Here is a 15,986-nt window from a genome sequence, read left to right on the forward strand (position 1 = left end):
CGGTTGTCCGGGTGCCCCGCCCACGGCCGGCGCGGCGCCGCGGGCTGGGTTGCCGGCTACCAGCCCGCGTGGGCAAGCCTCAAAGCGCGTGCCCGCCCGCCACCTGGAGCACCTGACCCGTGATCCAGCGCGCCTGCCGCGACGCCAGGAAAACCACCGCGTCGGCGATGTCCTCCGGCTCACCCACCCGGCCGAGCGGCACCAGGCCGCGCACCTCCTCCTCGAGCGCGGCGCTCATCCAGCCCGTCTGCACCGGCCCCGGCGCGACCGCGTTCACCCGGATCCCCTGCGCGCCCAGGTCCAGCGCGCTCGCCCGCGTCAGGGCCTCCAGCGCCGCCTTCGACGTGCCGTATCCGATCTGCCCCGGGAAGGCCCGGGCGCTGTCCGTCGAGATGTTCACCACGCACGGCGGTTCCGCGCCCCGCAGGCGGGCCACCTCCGCGATCAGCAGCGCGGGCGCCACCGCGTTGACCCGGTAGTGCCGCTCCAGCGACGACGCCGACAACGCGTCGATCGTGTCCGGCGTCTCGCAGTGCGCCGCGTTGTTGACCAGCACCTGCACCGGACCGAGCCGCTCCGCCACCTCGGCCACCAGGCGCCGTGGACCGTCCGGGTCGGCCAAGTCCGCCGCGACCGCGATCCCGCCCAGCTCCCGGGCCAGCGAAACCGCCACCTCGGCCGCGGGCGTCACGTGCGCCCACTCGCCACCCTCCGGCGGCGGCGCGTCCTCCGCCAGGTGGTGCACCGCGACGCGCGCCCCCTCGGCGGCGAACGCCCGGCTGATCGCCGCGCCGATGCCACCCGCGCCACCGGTCACCAGCACCGTCCGGCCACGCAATCCGGTTTCGATCACGCCCCCGACGTTAGCGGATCACGGTGCTTTCACCCGGTTCCAGGACGTGCAGCCGGTCGCTCAGGCCCGCCCCGGCGAACGCCTTCCGCACCTCGTCGGGGCCCTCGCTGAAGTGGGCCCACCCGCGGGTGTGCACGGGCACGATGTTGCGCGCCCGCAGCGCGTGGGCGGCCTCGGCGGCGTCCTCGCTGGTCAGGGTCAGCGGAGCGCCCTCGAACAGCGACGTGCGTGCCGCGCCGGCGAAGAGCACCGCCAGGTCCAGCCGCCGCAGCCGGCGGGAGATGTCGCGCACCACGTCGAGCGAGGCGTTGTCCCCGCTCACGTACACCGTCGGCAGGTCCTTCCCGGTCAGCACGAACCCGATGACCTCCCCGGTCAGCTCCTCACTGCCCGCCGGCCCGTGCTGGGCCGGCACGGCGGTCACCGCGACCGGCCCGATGTGCAGCTGGTGCCACGGCGCCAGCCCCTGCGCCGTGCCGCCCAGCCGCCGCGCGCCGCTGGGCGTGGTCAGCGTGAGCAGGGCCTCCCCGACGTACCGCCGGCCGTCCGGGTCCAGGTTGTCGGCGTGCTGGTCGTGCGACAGCAGCACCGCGTCGACCGGCCCGACCTCCGCCGCGGACAGGCCGGGGTCCTCGGTCTTGGTCAGCGGCCGCCCCGGCGTCGTCTCGTGCACGCCGGCCGGGCTGAACGTCGGGTCGGTCAGGAACCGTTTGCCACCCAGCTCCAGCAGCACCGTCGGACCGCCGACGTAGGTCACCTTCACACCGTCTGCCATGACCAGCACAACCCACCTCCACCCGGGGAACTTCCCGCCACGCCACCGAGTCTGACACGATCGGCCAGCCTCAGTGGAGGGTGAGCCGCGGCGAATCGCTTTTCCCGCCGCGGGATCAGGGCTTCAGGCGCCGCCGCGACGAGATCACCCCGGTGTTGAAACCGGCCAGGTGCAAGCCGCCCGCGAACCGCGCGTGCTCGATCTTCACGCACCGGTTCATCACCACTTCGAGGCCCGCTTCGCTCGCCCGCTGCGCCACCGGCTCGTGCCACAGGCCCAGCTGCAGCCACAGCGTCCGCGCACCCGCCTCGATCACTTCTTCCGCCACTTCCGGCAGGTCGGAGTGCTTGCGGAACACGCTGACCAGGTCCAGCTCACCCGGCACGTCGGCCAGCGACGGGTACACCGGCCGCCCCAGCAGCGACGACAGCCGCGGGTTGACGAAGTTCACCTCGTAGGGGCTGGCGGACAGCAGGTAGGTCGCGACGAAGTAGCTCGGCCGCGCCGGGTTGTCCGACGCGCCGACGATCGTCACCGACTTCGTCCGCGACAGCAGCGCGAGCCGTTCCCGCGCGGTCGGCGGGGTCCAGGACAGCGGCGACTCCGACCGGACGGCCCCGGACGGCACGGTCGTCTCCAGGCTCATGCGGCCTTCACCGCCGCGGTCAGCGCCTGGTCGATGTCCCACAGGATGTCCTCGGCGTCCTCCAGCCCGACCGACAGCCGGATCAGGTCCGGGCCCACGCCGCCGGCCTTCAGCTGCTCGTCGGAGAGCTGCTGGTGGGTCGTGGAGGCGGGGTGGATGACCAGCGTGCGGGCGTCGCCGACGTTGGCCAGGTGCGACAGCAGCTCGACCGACTCGACGAACTTCTCCCCCGCCGCGCGCCCGCCCTTGATCCCGAACGAGAACACCGCGCCGGGCCCGAGCGGCAGGTACTTCCGCGCCAGCTCGTGGTGCCGGTGCCCGGGCAGGCCGGCGTAGCTGACCCACGCCACCCGGTCGTCGGCGTCCAGGAACTCCGCGACGGCGCGGGCGTTCGCCAGGTGCGCGTCCATCCGCTGCGGCAGCGTCTCCACGCCCTGGAGCAGCAGGAACGCCGAGTGCGGCGACAGCACCGCGCCGATGTCGCGCAGCTGCTCGGCGCGCAGCCGCGTGCAGAACGCGTACTCGCCGAAGTTCTCCCAGTACTTGAGACCGCCGTAGCTGGGCACGACCTCGGTCATCCGCGGGAACTTCCCGTTGCCCCAGTCGAACCGGCCCGATTCGACGACGATCCCGCCGAGCGTGGTGCCGTGCCCGCCGAGGAACTTCGTCGCCGAGTGCAGCACGATGTCCGCGCCGTGCTCGATCGGGCGGCACAGGTACGGCGTCGCCAGCGTCGCGTCGACCACGAGCGGGATGTCGTGACTGTGCGCGAGGCCGGCGAGCGCGGCGAGGTCCGCGATACCGCCACTCGGGTTGCCGATGACCTCGGTGAAGATCAGCCGGGTGCGGTCGGTGATCGCGGCCGCGTAGTCGTCCAGGTCGTCCCCGGCCACGAAGCTGGTCTCCACGCCGAACCGGGCCAGCGTCCCGGACAGCTGCGTGACCGTGCCGCCGTAGAGCCCGCTCGCCGAGACGATGTGGTCGCCCGCCTCGGCCAGCGCGGAGAACGTGAGGAACTCCGCCGCCTGCCCGCTGCTGGTCGCGACGCCGCCGATGCCGCCTTCGAGGCTCGCGAGGCGCTCCTCGAACGCCGCGACGGTCGGGTTGCCGATCCGGCTGTAGATGTTGCCGTACTTCTGCAACGCGAACAGGTTGGCCGCGTCGGCCGCGTCCTCGAAGACGAAACTCGTGGTCTGGTAGATCGGCACCGCCCGCGCCCCGGTCACCGGATCGGGAGTCCCGCCGGCGTGCAGGGCGCGGGTGCGGAAGCCCCAGCTGCGCTCACTCACCCGGCCGACGCTACCTCCCCGTCCGCGGGTGGGGCGAGCGTTCCCGCGCGGCGGACGGCCGGTGATCTCAGTCCGCCTTGCCGAACAGTCGCGCGAGTTGTTCCCAGCTGCGGGTCCAGGCTGGTCGCACGTAGCTCTTGATCAGCTCGCCGAACTCCTCGTCCGGGGGAAACCGCGCGGTCTCGAGCGCCGCTACCGGCGCCCGCTGGGCGGCACTCGCCCTGCTGCCGGCAGCCGTCTTCATGGACATGGTCGACAACCAGATCGTCGTGATCGCGCTGCCGGCCATCCAGCGCGACCGCCTACACGCTGGCCTTCGCGGTCACCCTGATCACCGGCGGCAGGCTGGGCGACCGGTTCGGGCACCGGCCGGTCTTCGTCGCCGGCGCCGCGTCGCTGCTCGCCGGGTGCGCACCCGGAACCGGGGTGCTGCTGGCTCCCGCGTCGCGCAGGGTGTGTTCGCCGGGCTGATGGTGCCGCAGGTGCTGTCGTTCATCCGGGTCGGGTTCCCCGCGGACGAGCAGGGCCGGGCGAGGGGGTTCTACGGCATGACGTTCCCGATCGGCGGCCTGGCCGGACCGCTCCTCGGCGGTCTCCTCACCCAGGCCGGCCTCTTCGGCTGGGGCTGGCGGACGGTGTTCCTCGTCAACGTCCCGATCGCAGTGGTGGTGCCCCTGGCCGCCGCGCTGTACCCGCTGGTGCAGGGCCGCGAGCTGGGCTGGCCACTGTGGACAGCCGGGGCGATGGTGGCGGGAATCGCCCTGCTCGGGGTCTTCGCCCTCCAGCCGCTGCCGGTGTGCCTGCTGCTCCCGGCCGGCACCCGCCTCAGCCGAACGTCATCCGCAACCGCTGGGCCCGCTCGGCCGGGGTCTGGCGCGGGCAGCTGACGCACTTGGGCGCCCCGCCGGTCCGGTAGATCAGGCAGCACGACGCCCGCCGGACCACCGGGGTGCCGCCGACCTCCACGAACCGCGGCCGGGGCAGGTGGTCGCCCACCGCCGCGACCACCGCACCCGCCAGCGACACCCCTCGCGCCACGTCTCCGGCCGCCTTCCCGGCCCACAGCAGGACGTTCGCGATCGAGTCCGTCGCGATCGCGCACAACGCGCGGGTTCCGGCGCCGCTCACCTCGGCCACGGCGGCGATCCCCGCGTCCAGCGAACCGGCCAGCGCCTTGCCGATCTCGTCCACATCGGAGCCCAGCGGCCGGGACGAGCGGGCGTCCAGCACCCGGCCGTCGGGCACCACGTCCAGCGTCACCGCCTCCAGCGCGGGGTCCATCGCGCGCCCGGTCGCGACCAGCGGGTCCAGCGCGGGGGTCACCAGCACCGCCGACACCGAGTACCACCAGATCGTGCCCAGCACGACCGGTCCCGCGTCGCCGTACAGCCCGGCGGCCAGGTGCAGCTGCCCGGACAGCCAGTCCCGGTCGGTGATCGCGGTCGCGGGCACGGCCGTCATGGGGTCCTCCGGTACTCCGACAGCGAGAACGCGAGCGTCACCTCGGCCGGTTCGGTCACGTCATCGAGCGCGGCCAGGCGGTCCGGGTGGTGCCCGGTCGGCCCCATCCGCACGGCGTCGCGGACGTCGTCCGGTTTCAGCGTCACCCGGTCCCGCAGCGCCCGCCGGGAAACCAGGTCGAATTGCTCCGACAACGCCGCGTCGAGACGCTCTTCCTTCCGCGCGTCGACCTCCAGGACCGGCGCCACCGCCGCCAGTTCGCCGAGGTGCCCCCGTTCGGGCGACACGACGAGCAGCGTGCCACCCGGACGCAGCACCCGCCGGAACTCCGCGGCGTTGCGTGGCGCGAACACGTTCAGCACCACCGCGGCCGCCTCCGCCGCGACCGGCCACGGCTCCCACAGGTTCCACACCGCCGCCCCCAGCCGGTCGTGCGCCTTCGCGGCCCGGCGCAGCGCCACCGCGGAAACGTCGAGCGCGAGCCCCGCCGCCTCCGGCAGCCGGTCGAGCACCCCGGCGAGGTAGTAGCCCGTCCCGGCCCCGGCGTCCACGACCAGCCCGTCCCCGCCGGTGCCCGCCGCGACCTCGGCCACCAGGTCCCGGAGCCCGCCGTAGTGCCCGGCCCCCAGGAACGCCACCCGCGCCGCGACCATCTCCGCGGTGTCCGCCGTGCCCGCCGGGATACCGGCGTGCAGGAGGTTCACGTACCCCTGCTTCGCCAGGTCGAACGAGTGCCGCGCCGGGCAGCGCAGCGATCGCCCGTCGAGGGTGAACGGGGACGCGCACAGCGGGCACCGCAACGCCGCGACGACGGCGCTGGGCAGCGTGCCGGGCCTGGTCATGCCCTCATCTCACCACACCGCCGGGCTCACCCACGGTCACCGGTGACGGCCGGTATTCGACGCCGACGTTTCGTGACCGGACATATCCGCCCTGGTCGCGCGAAACGTGCTCGTAACAAGAGCGGCGCCACAGTTCACCCGGGGGAAACGCGCGAAGTGCCGTCGTGAAACACGGGAATCGAAAACTGCCCGTCAATATCTCGGGTACGGGAGGACGATGTGCTGAACGCAGGAGACACCGCGTGGGTGTTGGCCAGCGCCGCGCTGGTCATGCTCATGACACCAGGGTTGGCGTTCTTCTACGGCGGCATGGTCCGCGTGAAGAGCGTCCTGAACATGCTCATGATGAACTTCATCTGCCTGGCGATCGTCGCCGTGCTGTGGACCCTCTACGGGTTCACCATGGCCTTCGGTGACGACGCGTTCGGCGGTCTGCTGGGCGGCTTCGACTTCGCGGGTATGTCGGACACCTGGGGGCAGCTGGTGGGGTACGCCACCGCCGCCACCGACACCGCGCCGGAGATCCCGTGGCCGGGCGGCAACGCGATCCCGATGCTCGTGTTCGCCATGTTCCAGCTGATGTTCGCGATCATCACGCCCGCGCTGATCTCCGGTGCGATCGCCGACCGTGCGAAGTTCTGGGGCTGGGCCCTGTTCGTCGTCCTGTGGTCGACGATCGTCTACTTCCCGGTGGCGCACTGGGTGTTCGCCTTCGACGGCTTCATGGGCGCCGACGCGACCGGCGGCTGGATCGCCAACCAGCTCAAGGCGCTCGACTTCGCCGGTGGCACCGCGGTCCACATCAACGCCGGTGCGGCGGGCCTGGCCCTGGCGCTGGTCCTGGGCAAGCGCCGCGGCTGGCCGCGGGACACCGGCCGCCCGCACAACGTGCCGTTCGTCCTGCTCGGCGCCGGCCTGCTGTGGTTCGGCTGGTACGGCTTCAACGCCGGGTCCGCGCTGAGCGCCGGTGACCTCGCCGGTGTCGCCTTCACCAACACCACCGTCGCCACCGGCGCCGCCGTGCTCGGCTGGCTGATCGTGGAGCAGCTGCGCTTCGGCAAGCCGACCACGCTGGGCGCGGCCTCCGGCGCGATCGCCGGTCTGGTCGCCATCACCCCGGCCGCGGGCTTCGTGTCACCGCTCGGCTCGATCGCGATCGGTGTCATCGCCGGCGCCGTGTGCGCGCTGGCGGTGAGCCTGAAGTACAAGCTCGGCTTCGACGACTCGCTCGACGTGGTCGGCGTCCACCTGGTCGGTGGCCTGGTCGGCACGCTGCTGATCGGCTTCTTCGGCACCACCAGCGTCAACTCCCTCGGCGTGGACGGCATCTTCTACGGCGGTGACTGGAGCCAGCTCGGCAAGCAGGCCGCGGCGGCCTTCGTGGTCCTGGGCTACTCGTTCGTCGTCACCCTCATCCTCGGCGGGATCATCAAGGTCGCCGGCGGTTTCCGGGTCAGCAAGGAGGACGAGGTCGGCGGCATCGACGAGGCGCAGCACGCGGAGAGCGCGTACGACTTCGTGGGTGGCAGCATCGGCGGCCACAGTGGATCGACCCCCGCTTCGCTGCCGTCGAAGGACGGGGCGGCCCTGGAAGGAAGCAAGGCATGAAGCTGATCACCGCGATCGTCAAGCCGTTCACGCTGGACGACATCCGCGCCGCGCTGGAGCAGCTGGGCACGCTCGGCATGACCGTCAGCGAGGTGCAGGGCTACGGCCGCCAGAAGGGCCACACCGAGGTCTACCGCGGCGCCGAGTACGCCGTGGACTTCGTGGCCAAGCTGCGGGTCGAGGTCCTCACCGACGACGCGAACGTCGAGAAGGTCATCGAAGCCATCGTGAACGCCGCGCACACCGGCAAGATCGGTGACGGCAAGGTCTGGGTGACCCCGGTGGAGACCGTGGTCCGCGTCCGTACCGGCGAGCGCGGTACGGACGCGCTCTAGGGAAGCACCGGATGGTCGTCGGGGGGGAACTCGCCAAGGCGGCGAACCGGTTGCTGGAGGGCCGGCACGGCAGGCTCGGTGCCTCGGCACTGCGCGCCGCGCTGGTGGACCTGTACGAGTTCTGGCTCAGCAAGGCCGCCGCGGCGGCCGGCGTGGACACCGCCGAACCCGGTGTCGCGCTGGTCGCCGTCGGCGGCCTCGGCCGCCGTGAGCTCGTGCCGTTCTCGGACCTGGACCTGGTCCTGGTCCACAACCAGCACCCGGGGATCGCCGAAATCGCCGATGCGCTGTGGTACCCGCTGTGGGACGCGCGCATCGGCCTCGACCACTCGGTCCGCACCCCCGGGGAGGCCCTCCAGGTCGCCTCGGAGGACCTGCGGACCGCGATGGGACTGCTCGACGCCCGGCACATCGCCGGGGACGCCGAGCTGACCGGCAGGCTCGCCACGGCGGCGCGCGACCAGTGGCGCCGCACCGCGCGAAAGCGCTTGCCGGAACTCGCCGAATCGACCCGCAAGCGCTGGCAGCGCAGCGGGGAGATCGCCCAGTCGGCCGAGCCCGACCTGAAGTACGGCCGCGGCGGGCTGCGGGACCTCGGGGTGCTGGAGGCCCTGGCCGCCGCCCAGCTCACCGGCCGGCCCGGCGAGGAACTGCGCCAGGCCCGGGAACTGCTGCTGGACGTGCGCACCGAGATGCGCCGCGAACTGCGCCGCGACCGGGACGTGCTGTCCGGTGTGGACGCCGAGCTGGTGGCAGCCGAACTCGGGTTCGGCGACCGGTTCACGTTGGCGCGCAAGCTGTCCGGCGCCGGGCGCGCGGTCGGCTACGCGGTCGACGTCGCGGTCGGCGCCACCGCCGAGGTGCCGCGCGGGCGGTTTTCCCGGCGGCCCAGCCGGACCCCGCTGGACGACGGCGTGGTGTTGCACGGCAACGAGGTCGCGCTGGCGCGGGACGCCGTCCCGGCCAAGGATCCGGCGCTGCTGCTGCGGGTCGCGGCCGCGTCTGCCCGCACGCGCACCCCCATCTCGCACGGCACCCTGCGCACGCTCGCCGATTCGGCGCCGGAACTGCGCACGCCGTGGCCGGCCGACGCGCGGGACTCGCTCACCGAACTCCTCGGCGCGGGCGAGGGCCTGATCGACGCGGTCGAAGCCCTGGACCGGACCGGGCTGTGGGCGCGGCTGTTCCCGGAGTGGGGCGCGGTGCGGGATCTGCCGCCACGCGAACCGGTGCACTCGTGGACCGTCGACCGGCACCTCGTGCACACCGCGGTCGAGGCCGCCAAGCTCACCACCACGGTGTCCCGGCCGGACCTGCTGCTGCTGGCCGCGCTGCTGCACGACATCGGCAAGGGCCGCGAGGCCGACCACTCCGAGCTGGGCGCCGCGATCTCGCTGCAGGTCGCTCAGCGCATCGGGCTGCCCGCCGCCGACGCCGCGCTCGTCTCGGCCGCGGTGCGGCCCGACCTGCTGCTGGCGCACACCGCGACCCGCCGCGACATCGAGGAACCGGCCACGATCGCGCGGGTCGCCAAGACCGTCGGCAACGACGTGGTCCTGCTGGAGCTGCTGCACGCGCTGACCCAGGCCGATTCGCTGGCCACCGGGCCCGGCATGTGGACCGACTGGAAGGCCGGGCTGGTCGCCGGCCTGGTCAACCGGTGCCGCCAGGCCGTGCAGGGCAACGGGTTCAGCCCGCCGGAGCCGCTCGACGCGCGCCGCCGCGAGCTGGTCTCGGCGGCGGTGGCGTCCGGCCGCAGCGAGGTGCTGATCACGCACGACGGCAGGATGGCGACCGTCGTGGTCGCCGCGCCCGCGCACACGGACCTGCTGGCCCCGGCGGCCGGGGTGCTCGCGCTGCACTCGCTGGAGGTGCACACCGCGGTCCTGCGCGGCCACGACGGCGGGCGCGCCGGCATCTTCACCGCGTCCCCGAAGTTCGGGTCGCTGCCGGACCCGTCGCTGCTGCGCGAGCAGTTCGCGCGAGCCGTCGCGGGCGGGCTCGCGCTGGAGGCGAAGATCGCGGCGAAGGAACGCGACTACCAGCCGACCCGGGTGGCCGCCAAGCCCAAGGTGCTGTGGTTCGACGACGAGACCAGCGGCTCGAACACGGTCGTGCTGGAGCTGCGGGCCACCGACCGGATCGGCCTGCTGTACCGGGTCGCCGGGGCGCTGCGGTCGTGCGGCGCGGAGGTGAAGTGGGCCAAGGTCGCCACGCTCGGCGCCGCGGCCGTGGACTCCTTCGCCGTCTCCCCGCGCGGCGGGAAGCTGGACCCGGCGTGGCGGCAGCGGGTCGAGCAGGCGGTGCTCACCGCGGCGAGCTGATCCGCTCCGGGGTGTCGCCACGGTTTCCTTGATCGGGGGTGGCAGGATGTCGCTCGTGCCAGAGTCGACGATCCTGCCGCTCACGGTCGCCGCCGCGCACCTGGAGGCCTGCGCCGCGGAGCTGGACCGGGCCCCGGAAACCGATCTCGGGGAGATCGTCGCCGTCCTCAAGCACCTCGTCGCCGGGCAGCGCCACCTGTCCGGCGCGCTCACCGGGCTCGCCGAGCGGCTCGGCGAAGCGCGGTTCGGTGCGCTGGCCGCGATGCCGTCGGCGGAAATGGCCGCCCTCGTGGAGATCCTCCAAGCGGCGGGCGCCGCGTTCGGCTATTCGGCCGACGCGCTCGGCGAAAGCGCGCCGCTGGCCGCGTTCATCGCCGCGAACGCCGGTGAGAACACCCGTTTGTAGCTGTTGAACGTCGTTTCCGCGTCACTAACGTCGGTGGGATGCGGACAGTCTGGAAGGGCACGATCGGGGTCGGCAGCTTCGCCATCCCGGTGAAGGCGTACAGCGCCACCGAGGAGCCCGGCAGTGGCCTGCACCAGCTCCACCTGACCGACGGCGGGCGGCTGCGGTTCAAGCGGGTCTGCGAGGTCGACGGCGCGGAGGTCCCGGCGGAGGAGGTCGGCCGCGGCTACGCGCTGCCGGGCGGGGACGTGGTGGTCCTGTCCGAGGCGGAGCTGGCGTCGCTCGCGCCGGAAAGCGCTCACTCGATCCAGGTGTGCGGGTTCGTCCCGCCGTCGCAGATCGACCCGGTGTACTTCATGAAGAGCTACTACCTGGAGCCCGAGGTGCCCGCCACCAAGCCGTACGTGCTGCTGGCCGAGGCACTGCTCACCGCGGGCCGCGTCGCGCTGGTGAAGGTGGCGATCCGGCAGCGGGAGACCCTGGGCGCGCTGCGGGTGCGCGACCAGCTGATCGTGCTCGACACCATGCACTGGCCGAGCGAGGTCCGCCGCCCCGACTTCCCCTTCCTGCACGAGGACATCGACCTGCGCATGCCCGAGCTGCGGGCCGCGGCGAACCTGATCGAGAACCTCTCCGGCGACTTCGAACCGTCCGCCTACACCGACGGCTACGCGGCCGCGCTGCAGGACCTGGTCGACGCGAAGGTCGAGGGCCGCCAGGTGGTCCGCCCGACGGCCGCGATCCAGGACGAGGGCGTCACCGAGCTGCTGCAGGCCCTGCAGAGCAGCGCGCAGGACCGCGCCGACGCCGACCAGGGCGTGGCGAAGGCCAAGGCCGCCGCGAAGAAGGCCGCCGACGCGAAGACCCGCGCGCGCAAGGCCACGTCGAAGGCGAAGTCCGCGCCCAAATCACCGCGCTGAACAATTCGTCGAAACCCGCGTCACGCCCCCGGGCGAAGCGGGTCACACCCCTGCGCGCACCCGCATCCTGAGTAGATCTACCTAGGGCTACTTGGGGGTCTTCACGCTGCCCCGGCCCGCGCGGAACCGGCAGTCTTACCGACATCACGCCACGGATGTCCGGAGGAACTCGCTGGTACTGGGGGTACGGCGAGCACCGGGGGACCGGCGCCCGCGGCGTGCGTGTGCGGGTGGCCCGGCGAGGGGGCGGGCCACCCGCACTTTCCCTTGCGCGGTTGGATGTCGCCCATGCTGCATCTGCTGATCCTGCGCTACCTGAGGGGCGAGGCGGACGTGGCGCCGCACATCGCCGGCCACGTCGAGTACCTCGAGCGGCACCACGCCGCCGGCACGTTCATCGCCTCCGGCCAGACGGTGCCGGCCGGCGAGGGCGGCGCGATCCTCGCCCGCGGCGTCGACCGGGCCGCGGCACTGGCCATCACCGCCGAGGACCCGTTCGTGCGGGCCGGGGTCGCCGAGTACTCCATCACCACGATCGACGTCGGCCGCGCCCACCCGGCGCTGGCGGGACTGGTGAGCGCGGCGTGAACACCGACGTGACGCAGAACCTCGTCGCCTTCCGGGTGCACGGCCTGGACGAACCGGTCGTCGCGAGCGCCCCCACCGTGGCCGACGACGCGCTGCGGCAGGCGTGGGCGCAGGTGCGCGCCGAACGGCAGGTCCAGCCCGCGGACGTCACCGCCGTCTACAGCGAGTGGGAGCTCGACGCCGAAGACCTCGGGTTCGTCGCCCTGATGTTCCCCGGCGCCCAGCACACCTACAGCTTCGACCGGCCCGGCCCGGACGGCTGGGCCGCCGCGTTCGCCGAGGCCGAGCGCGTGCTGGCGGAGCAGGCCGCGCCCGCGCCGGAGCTGCTGCCGGTGCTGTGGAGCGCGTCGTCGCCGCGCGCCGAGGTGCTCGGCTCGATCCCGCACCACCCGCTGGTGCCCGGCCGCCTGTCGGTTGCGCTGGCCCACGTCGGCCCCACCCCGCGCGGCACGCTCGGCATGCACCACGTCACCACGCACGGCTACCAGGAGCTGGGCTCACCGCCGTTCGCGGAGCTGCTGGCCGAGGCGGGGGCGAACCTCAAGCGCGGCCTGCGTGTCACCGGTCACCGCGGCGAGCGCGGCGACCTGCTGCACCTGACCCGGGAGGACTGGCTCGCCGGATCGGCGCTGGCGCTGGACGACTTCGGCGCGCAGATGGCCCGCAACCTGGGCGAGGAGCGGCTGGTGGTCGGCCTGCCCTGCCCCGACGAGCTGTTCGTGGCCGGTGCGGATTCGGGCTGGGCCGAGGCGATCCACGAGCAGGTGCTGGGCTCGGAGTACGACACGACCGAGCTGGTGCCGTGCGTGGTGCTGCTGGAGCCCGGCGGGATGCGGCTGCTGGCCGAACGACAGGCCTGACAGGCCACCCGTCCGCAGCGGCTACCCTGGTGGGACGCCGCAGGCGGCACAACCACGACCAGCTGGAGCGTGCACACCCGTGTTCGACACCCTCTCCGACCGGCTCACTTCGGTCCTGCAGAACCTGCGGGGCAAGGGGAAGCTGACCGACGCCGACATCGACGCCACCGCGCGCGAGATCCGCATCGCGCTGCTGGAGGCCGACGTCGCGCTGCCCGTCGTCCGGGAGTTCATCGCGCACGTCAAGGAACGCGCGAAGGGCGCCGAGGTCTCCGAGGCCCTCAACCCGGCGCAGCAGGTCATCAAGATCGTCAACGAGGAGCTCATCGGCATCCTCGGTGGCGAGACCCGCCGTCTGAGCCTGGCCAAGAACCCGCCGACCGTGATCATGCTCGCCGGTCTCCAGGGTTCCGGTAAGACGACGCTGGCCGGCAAGCTCGCGCTGTTCCTCAAGAAGCAGGGGCACGCGCCGCTGCTGGTCGCGTGTGACCTGCAGCGCCCCAACGCGGTCACGCAGCTGCAGGTCGTCGGTGAGCGCGCCGGGGTCCAGACCTTCGCGCCGGAGCCGGGCAACGGCGTCGGCGACCCGGTCGACGTGGCCCGCCGCGGTATCGACGAGGCCAAGCACGCGCAGCACGACATCGTGATCGTCGACACCGCCGGGCGGCTGGGTGTCGACGAGGAGCTGATGAAGCAGGCCGCGGACATCCGCGACGCGGTCCAGCCCGACGAGATCCTGTTCGTCGTCGACGCGATGATCGGTCAGGACGCGGTCACCACGGCCGAGGCGTTCCGCGACGGCGTCGGCTTCACCGGTGTGGTGCTGACCAAGCTCGACGGTGACGCCCGCGGTGGTGCGGCGCTGTCCGTCCGGCAGGTCACCGGCCAGCCGATCCTGTTCGCCTCCAACGGTGAGAAGCTCGAGGACTTCGACACCTTCCACCCGGACCGGATGGCCAGCCGGATCCTCGGCATGGGCGACCTGCTCACCCTGATCGAGCAGGCCGAGCAGGCCTTCGACCAGGAGCAGGCCGAGAAGGCCGCGGCGAAGCTGGGCACCGGCCAGCTCACGCTGGAGGACTTCCTGGAGCAAATGCTCGCGGTCCGCAAGATGGGCCCGATCGGCAACCTGCTCGGCATGCTGCCCGGCGCCGGGCAGATGAAGGACCAGCTCGCGCAGGTCGACGACAAGCACCTGGACCGCCTGCAGGCGATCATCCGCGGCATGACCCCGGCCGAGCGGGCCGACCCGAAGATGATCAACGGGTCGCGCCGCCAGCGCATCGCGCAGGGGTCGGGCGTGACCGTGCGCGAGGTCAACGACCTGGTCAACCGGTTCTTCGAAGCCCGCAAGATGATGCAGCAGATGGCCGGCCGCTTCGGGTTCGGCGGCGGCAGCGCGACCAAGCGCAAGAAGGGCAAGAAGGGGAAGAAGGGCAAGGGCCCGACGCAGCCCAAGGTGCGCGGCGGGTTCCCCGGCGGCATGCCGATGCTCCCGCCCGGCGGCGCCGGCGGCGGGATGCCCGACCTGTCCCAGCTGGGCGGCGGCCTGAACGACGTGCCCGGTTTCGACCCGTCCAAGTTCAAGCTGCCGAAGAACAAGTAGATGCACCTGCGCGCAGTGGTGCTGCCCGACGGTGAGCAGCGCGACGTCTGGATCAGCGACGGCAAGGTCACGTACACGCCCGTCGAGGGCGCGCGGACCCTGGTGACGGACGGTTTCCTGGTGCCCGGGCTGGTCGACGCCCACTGCCACCCGGCGATCGGGCCGGACGGGCCGACCGACCTCGACGGCGCGGTGGTCAACGCGCTGGCCGACCGGGACGCGGGCACGCTGCTGATCCGCGACTGCGGCCAGCCGATCGACACCCGGCCGCTGCAGGAGCGCGCCGACCTGCCGCGGATCATCCGGTCCGGACGGCACCTCGCGCTGCCCAAGCGGTACATCCCGGGCCTGGGCATCGACCTGTCGCACCCCGACGAGCTGCCCGCCGCGGTCGCCGAGCAGGCGGCCGACGGCGACGGCTGGGTCAAGCTGGTCGGCGACTGGATCGACCGTTCGGTGGGCGATCTCGCGCCGCTGTGGCCGGACCACGTGCTGGCGGAGGCGATCAAGGTCGCCCACGAGGCCGGGGCCAGGGTGACCGCGCACGTCTTCGGCGAGGCCGCCCTGCCCGGGTTGATCAACGCCGGCATCGACTGCCTGGAGCACGGCACGGGTTTGGACCCGTCGCTGCTGGCCGAGATGGCCCGCCGCGGCACGGCCCTGGTGCCGACGCTGATCAACATCGAGAACTTCCCGGGCATCGCCGATTCGGCGGGCAAGTACCCGGTGTACGCCGACCACATGCGGGCCCTGTACGCGCGGGTCGGCGAGCTGGTCGGCAACGCGCTGGACGCCGGCGTGGCGGTCTACGCCGGCAGCGACGCGGGCGGCATGATCGCGCACGGCCGGCTGGTGGACGAGCTGGAGGCGCTGCACCGCGCCGGGATGACGGCGGAGCAGGCGCTGGCCGCGGGTTCGTGGGCCGCGCGGGAGTGGCTCGGCCACCCGGCCTTGAGCGAGGGCGCACCCGCCGACTTCCTGGTCCTGGACACCGACCCGCGCGAGAACCTGTCGGCCCTACGCAACCCACGCCACATAATCCTCCGCGGCGCGATCATCCACTGACGCCCAACCGCCACGGGTAGCGGCCGCGCAGCGCCGCCGAAACCGCCCCCCGCAGCGACTCGCTGGCGGCCCCGCTGGAGCCGCGCACCCAGCCCACCCCCACCCGACGCAGCCTTCTCCAGCCCCGGTGCCGCACCGCGCTGTGGCAACCAGCTCTGCGCCGCCCAGCACGGCGATACCCGGCGTCGCACCGCGCCGCGGCACCCAGCCCACCGCCGCCCGGCACGGCGATCTCCGGCCCGGCGCCGCACCCCGCCGTGGCCCCAGCTCTGCGCCGCCCGGCACGGCGATACCCGGCGTCGCACCGCGCCGCGGCACCCAGCCCACCGCCGCCCGGCACGGCGATCTCCGGCCCGGCGCCGCACCCCGCCGTGGCCCCAGCTCTGCGCCGCCCGGCACGGCGATACC

The 15,986-nt window shown here is 73.1% G+C and carries 17 protein-coding genes and 1 pseudogene; 10 read left to right on the plus strand and 8 right to left on the minus strand.

Annotation, left to right across the window (positions count from 1 at the left end; all coding sequences use genetic code 11):
* Positions 1–79 precede the first annotated feature (79 nt).
* The 5 genes from D0D28_RS13855 to D0D28_RS35620 all read right to left on the minus strand — a co-directional run bounded on the left by D0D28_RS13855 (position 80) and on the right by D0D28_RS35620 (position 3,852).
* Complete coding sequence (locus tag D0D28_RS13855) at positions 80–853, minus strand: SDR family NAD(P)-dependent oxidoreductase (protein WP_094007842.1); 774 nt, start codon at positions 851–853, stop codon at positions 80–82.
* A 10-nt stretch (positions 854–863) separates the two neighbouring features.
* The gene (locus D0D28_RS13860) at positions 864–1,637 is read right to left on the minus strand and encodes an MBL fold metallo-hydrolase (RefSeq protein ID WP_205413256.1); all 774 of its coding nucleotides are present in this window, start codon (positions 1,635–1,637) and stop codon (positions 864–866) included.
* Between the two features lie 106 nt (positions 1,638–1,743).
* Entirely contained in the window at positions 1,744–2,274 is a 531-nt protein-coding gene (locus tag D0D28_RS13865) for a CoA-binding protein (protein ID WP_162830634.1), read from the minus strand.
* On the minus strand, positions 2,271–3,563 hold the full coding sequence (locus tag D0D28_RS13870; protein WP_094007843.1) for an O-acetylhomoserine aminocarboxypropyltransferase/cysteine synthase family protein: 1,293 nt from the start codon (positions 3,561–3,563) through the stop codon (positions 2,271–2,273). Before D0D28_RS13870 ends, D0D28_RS13865 begins: the two co-directional genes overlap by 4 nt.
* A gap of 67 nt (positions 3,564–3,630) precedes the next feature.
* Complete coding sequence (locus tag D0D28_RS35620) at positions 3,631–3,852, minus strand: hypothetical protein (RefSeq protein WP_162831056.1); 222 nt, start codon at positions 3,850–3,852, stop codon at positions 3,631–3,633.
* Between the two features lie 118 nt (positions 3,853–3,970).
* On the opposite strand from D0D28_RS35620, the gene D0D28_RS13875 reads away from it, so the two are divergent.
* Positions 3,971–4,450 carry an MFS transporter gene (locus D0D28_RS13875; protein WP_162831057.1) on the plus strand — a complete coding sequence of 160 codons (480 nt, stop codon included), beginning with the start codon at positions 3,971–3,973 and terminating at the stop codon, positions 4,448–4,450.
* On the opposite strand, the gene D0D28_RS13880 is transcribed toward D0D28_RS13875, so the two are convergent.
* Together D0D28_RS13880 and D0D28_RS13885 are read right to left on the minus strand one after the other, a co-directional pair.
* On the minus strand, positions 4,389–5,024 hold the full coding sequence (locus D0D28_RS13880; RefSeq protein ID WP_094007845.1) for a (2Fe-2S)-binding protein: 636 nt from the start codon (positions 5,022–5,024) through the stop codon (positions 4,389–4,391). The genes D0D28_RS13875 and D0D28_RS13880 overlap by 62 nt on opposite strands.
* Positions 5,021–5,866: a putative RNA methyltransferase gene (locus tag D0D28_RS13885; RefSeq protein ID WP_116110845.1), complete on the minus strand. Its 846-nt coding sequence runs from the start codon at positions 5,864–5,866 to the stop codon at positions 5,021–5,023. Before D0D28_RS13885 ends, D0D28_RS13880 begins: the two co-directional genes overlap by 4 nt.
* Before the next feature lie 219 nt (positions 5,867–6,085).
* Here D0D28_RS13885 and D0D28_RS13890 point away from each other — a divergent pair, with 219 nt between their 5' ends.
* The 9 genes from D0D28_RS13890 (at position 6,086) to D0D28_RS13930 (ending at position 15,578) form a co-directional block, all read left to right on the plus strand.
* Complete coding sequence (locus tag D0D28_RS13890; RefSeq protein ID WP_167481532.1) at positions 6,086–7,474, plus strand: ammonium transporter; 1,389 nt, start codon at positions 6,086–6,088, stop codon at positions 7,472–7,474.
* On the plus strand, positions 7,471–7,809 hold the full coding sequence (locus D0D28_RS13895) for a P-II family nitrogen regulator (RefSeq protein ID WP_017987570.1): 339 nt from the start codon (positions 7,471–7,473) through the stop codon (positions 7,807–7,809). Before D0D28_RS13890 ends, D0D28_RS13895 begins: the two co-directional genes overlap by 4 nt.
* 11 nt (positions 7,810–7,820) lie before the next feature.
* The gene (locus D0D28_RS13900) at positions 7,821–10,133 is read left to right on the plus strand and encodes a [protein-PII] uridylyltransferase (protein WP_116110846.1); all 2,313 of its coding nucleotides are present in this window, start codon (positions 7,821–7,823) and stop codon (positions 10,131–10,133) included.
* Positions 10,134–10,179: 46 nt separating this feature from the next.
* On the plus strand, positions 10,180–10,539 hold the full coding sequence (locus D0D28_RS13905; protein ID WP_094007848.1) for a hypothetical protein: 360 nt from the start codon (positions 10,180–10,182) through the stop codon (positions 10,537–10,539).
* A gap of 38 nt (positions 10,540–10,577) precedes the next feature.
* Positions 10,578–11,459 carry a Ku protein gene (locus D0D28_RS13910; protein WP_116110847.1) on the plus strand — a complete coding sequence of 294 codons (882 nt, stop codon included), beginning with the start codon at positions 10,578–10,580 and terminating at the stop codon, positions 11,457–11,459.
* Between the two features lie 288 nt (positions 11,460–11,747).
* Entirely contained in the window at positions 11,748–12,047 is a 300-nt protein-coding gene (locus D0D28_RS13915) for a YciI family protein (protein WP_205413257.1), read from the plus strand.
* The gene (locus D0D28_RS13920; protein ID WP_116110849.1) at positions 12,044–12,907 is read left to right on the plus strand and encodes a hypothetical protein; all 864 of its coding nucleotides are present in this window, start codon (positions 12,044–12,046) and stop codon (positions 12,905–12,907) included. The genes D0D28_RS13915 and D0D28_RS13920 overlap by 4 nt, the downstream gene beginning before the upstream one ends.
* 79 nt (positions 12,908–12,986) lie before the next feature.
* Positions 12,987–14,513: a signal recognition particle protein gene (gene ffh / locus D0D28_RS13925; RefSeq protein ID WP_094007852.1), complete on the plus strand. Its 1,527-nt coding sequence runs from the start codon at positions 12,987–12,989 to the stop codon at positions 14,511–14,513.
* A complete protein-coding gene (locus tag D0D28_RS13930; RefSeq protein ID WP_094007853.1) occupies positions 14,514–15,578 on the plus strand; it encodes an amidohydrolase family protein in 1,065 nt (354 codons plus the stop codon). It begins immediately after the preceding gene.
* On the opposite strand, the pseudogene D0D28_RS36165 reads toward D0D28_RS13930, so the two are convergent.
* Positions 15,568–15,986: pseudogene (locus tag D0D28_RS36165) on the minus strand (hypothetical protein); the annotation flags it as partial. The gene D0D28_RS13930 and the pseudogene D0D28_RS36165 overlap by 11 nt on opposite strands.

The sequence above is a fragment of the Amycolatopsis ruanii genome, from assembly GCF_003385175.1.
Lineage (GTDB): Bacteria > Actinomycetota > Actinomycetes > Mycobacteriales > Pseudonocardiaceae > Amycolatopsis_E > Amycolatopsis_E thermalba.

Coding starts and splice junctions, on each gene's coding strand:
- D0D28_RS13880 (WP_094007845.1), bottom strand. CDS start 5,024: ATGACGGCCGTGCCCGCGACCGCGATCACCGACCGGGACTGGCTGTCC.
- D0D28_RS13910 (WP_116110847.1), top strand. CDS start 10,578: ATGCGGACAGTCTGGAAGGGCACGATCGGGGTCGGCAGCTTCGCCATC.
- D0D28_RS13905 (WP_094007848.1), top strand. CDS start 10,180: ATGTCGCTCGTGCCAGAGTCGACGATCCTGCCGCTCACGGTCGCCGCC.
- D0D28_RS13885 (WP_116110845.1), bottom strand. CDS start 5,866: ATGACCAGGCCCGGCACGCTGCCCAGCGCCGTCGTCGCGGCGTTGCGG.
- D0D28_RS35620 (WP_162831056.1), bottom strand. CDS start 3,852: ATGGCCGGCAGCGCGATCACGACGATCTGGTTGTCGACCATGTCCATG.
- D0D28_RS13900 (WP_116110846.1), top strand. CDS start 7,821: ATGGTCGTCGGGGGGGAACTCGCCAAGGCGGCGAACCGGTTGCTGGAG.
- D0D28_RS13895 (WP_017987570.1), top strand. CDS start 7,471: ATGAAGCTGATCACCGCGATCGTCAAGCCGTTCACGCTGGACGACATC.
- D0D28_RS13915 (WP_205413257.1), top strand. CDS start 11,748: ATGCTGCATCTGCTGATCCTGCGCTACCTGAGGGGCGAGGCGGACGTG.
- D0D28_RS13865 (WP_162830634.1), bottom strand. CDS start 2,274: ATGAGCCTGGAGACGACCGTGCCGTCCGGGGCCGTCCGGTCGGAGTCG.
- D0D28_RS13930 (WP_094007853.1), top strand. CDS start 14,514: ATGCACCTGCGCGCAGTGGTGCTGCCCGACGGTGAGCAGCGCGACGTC.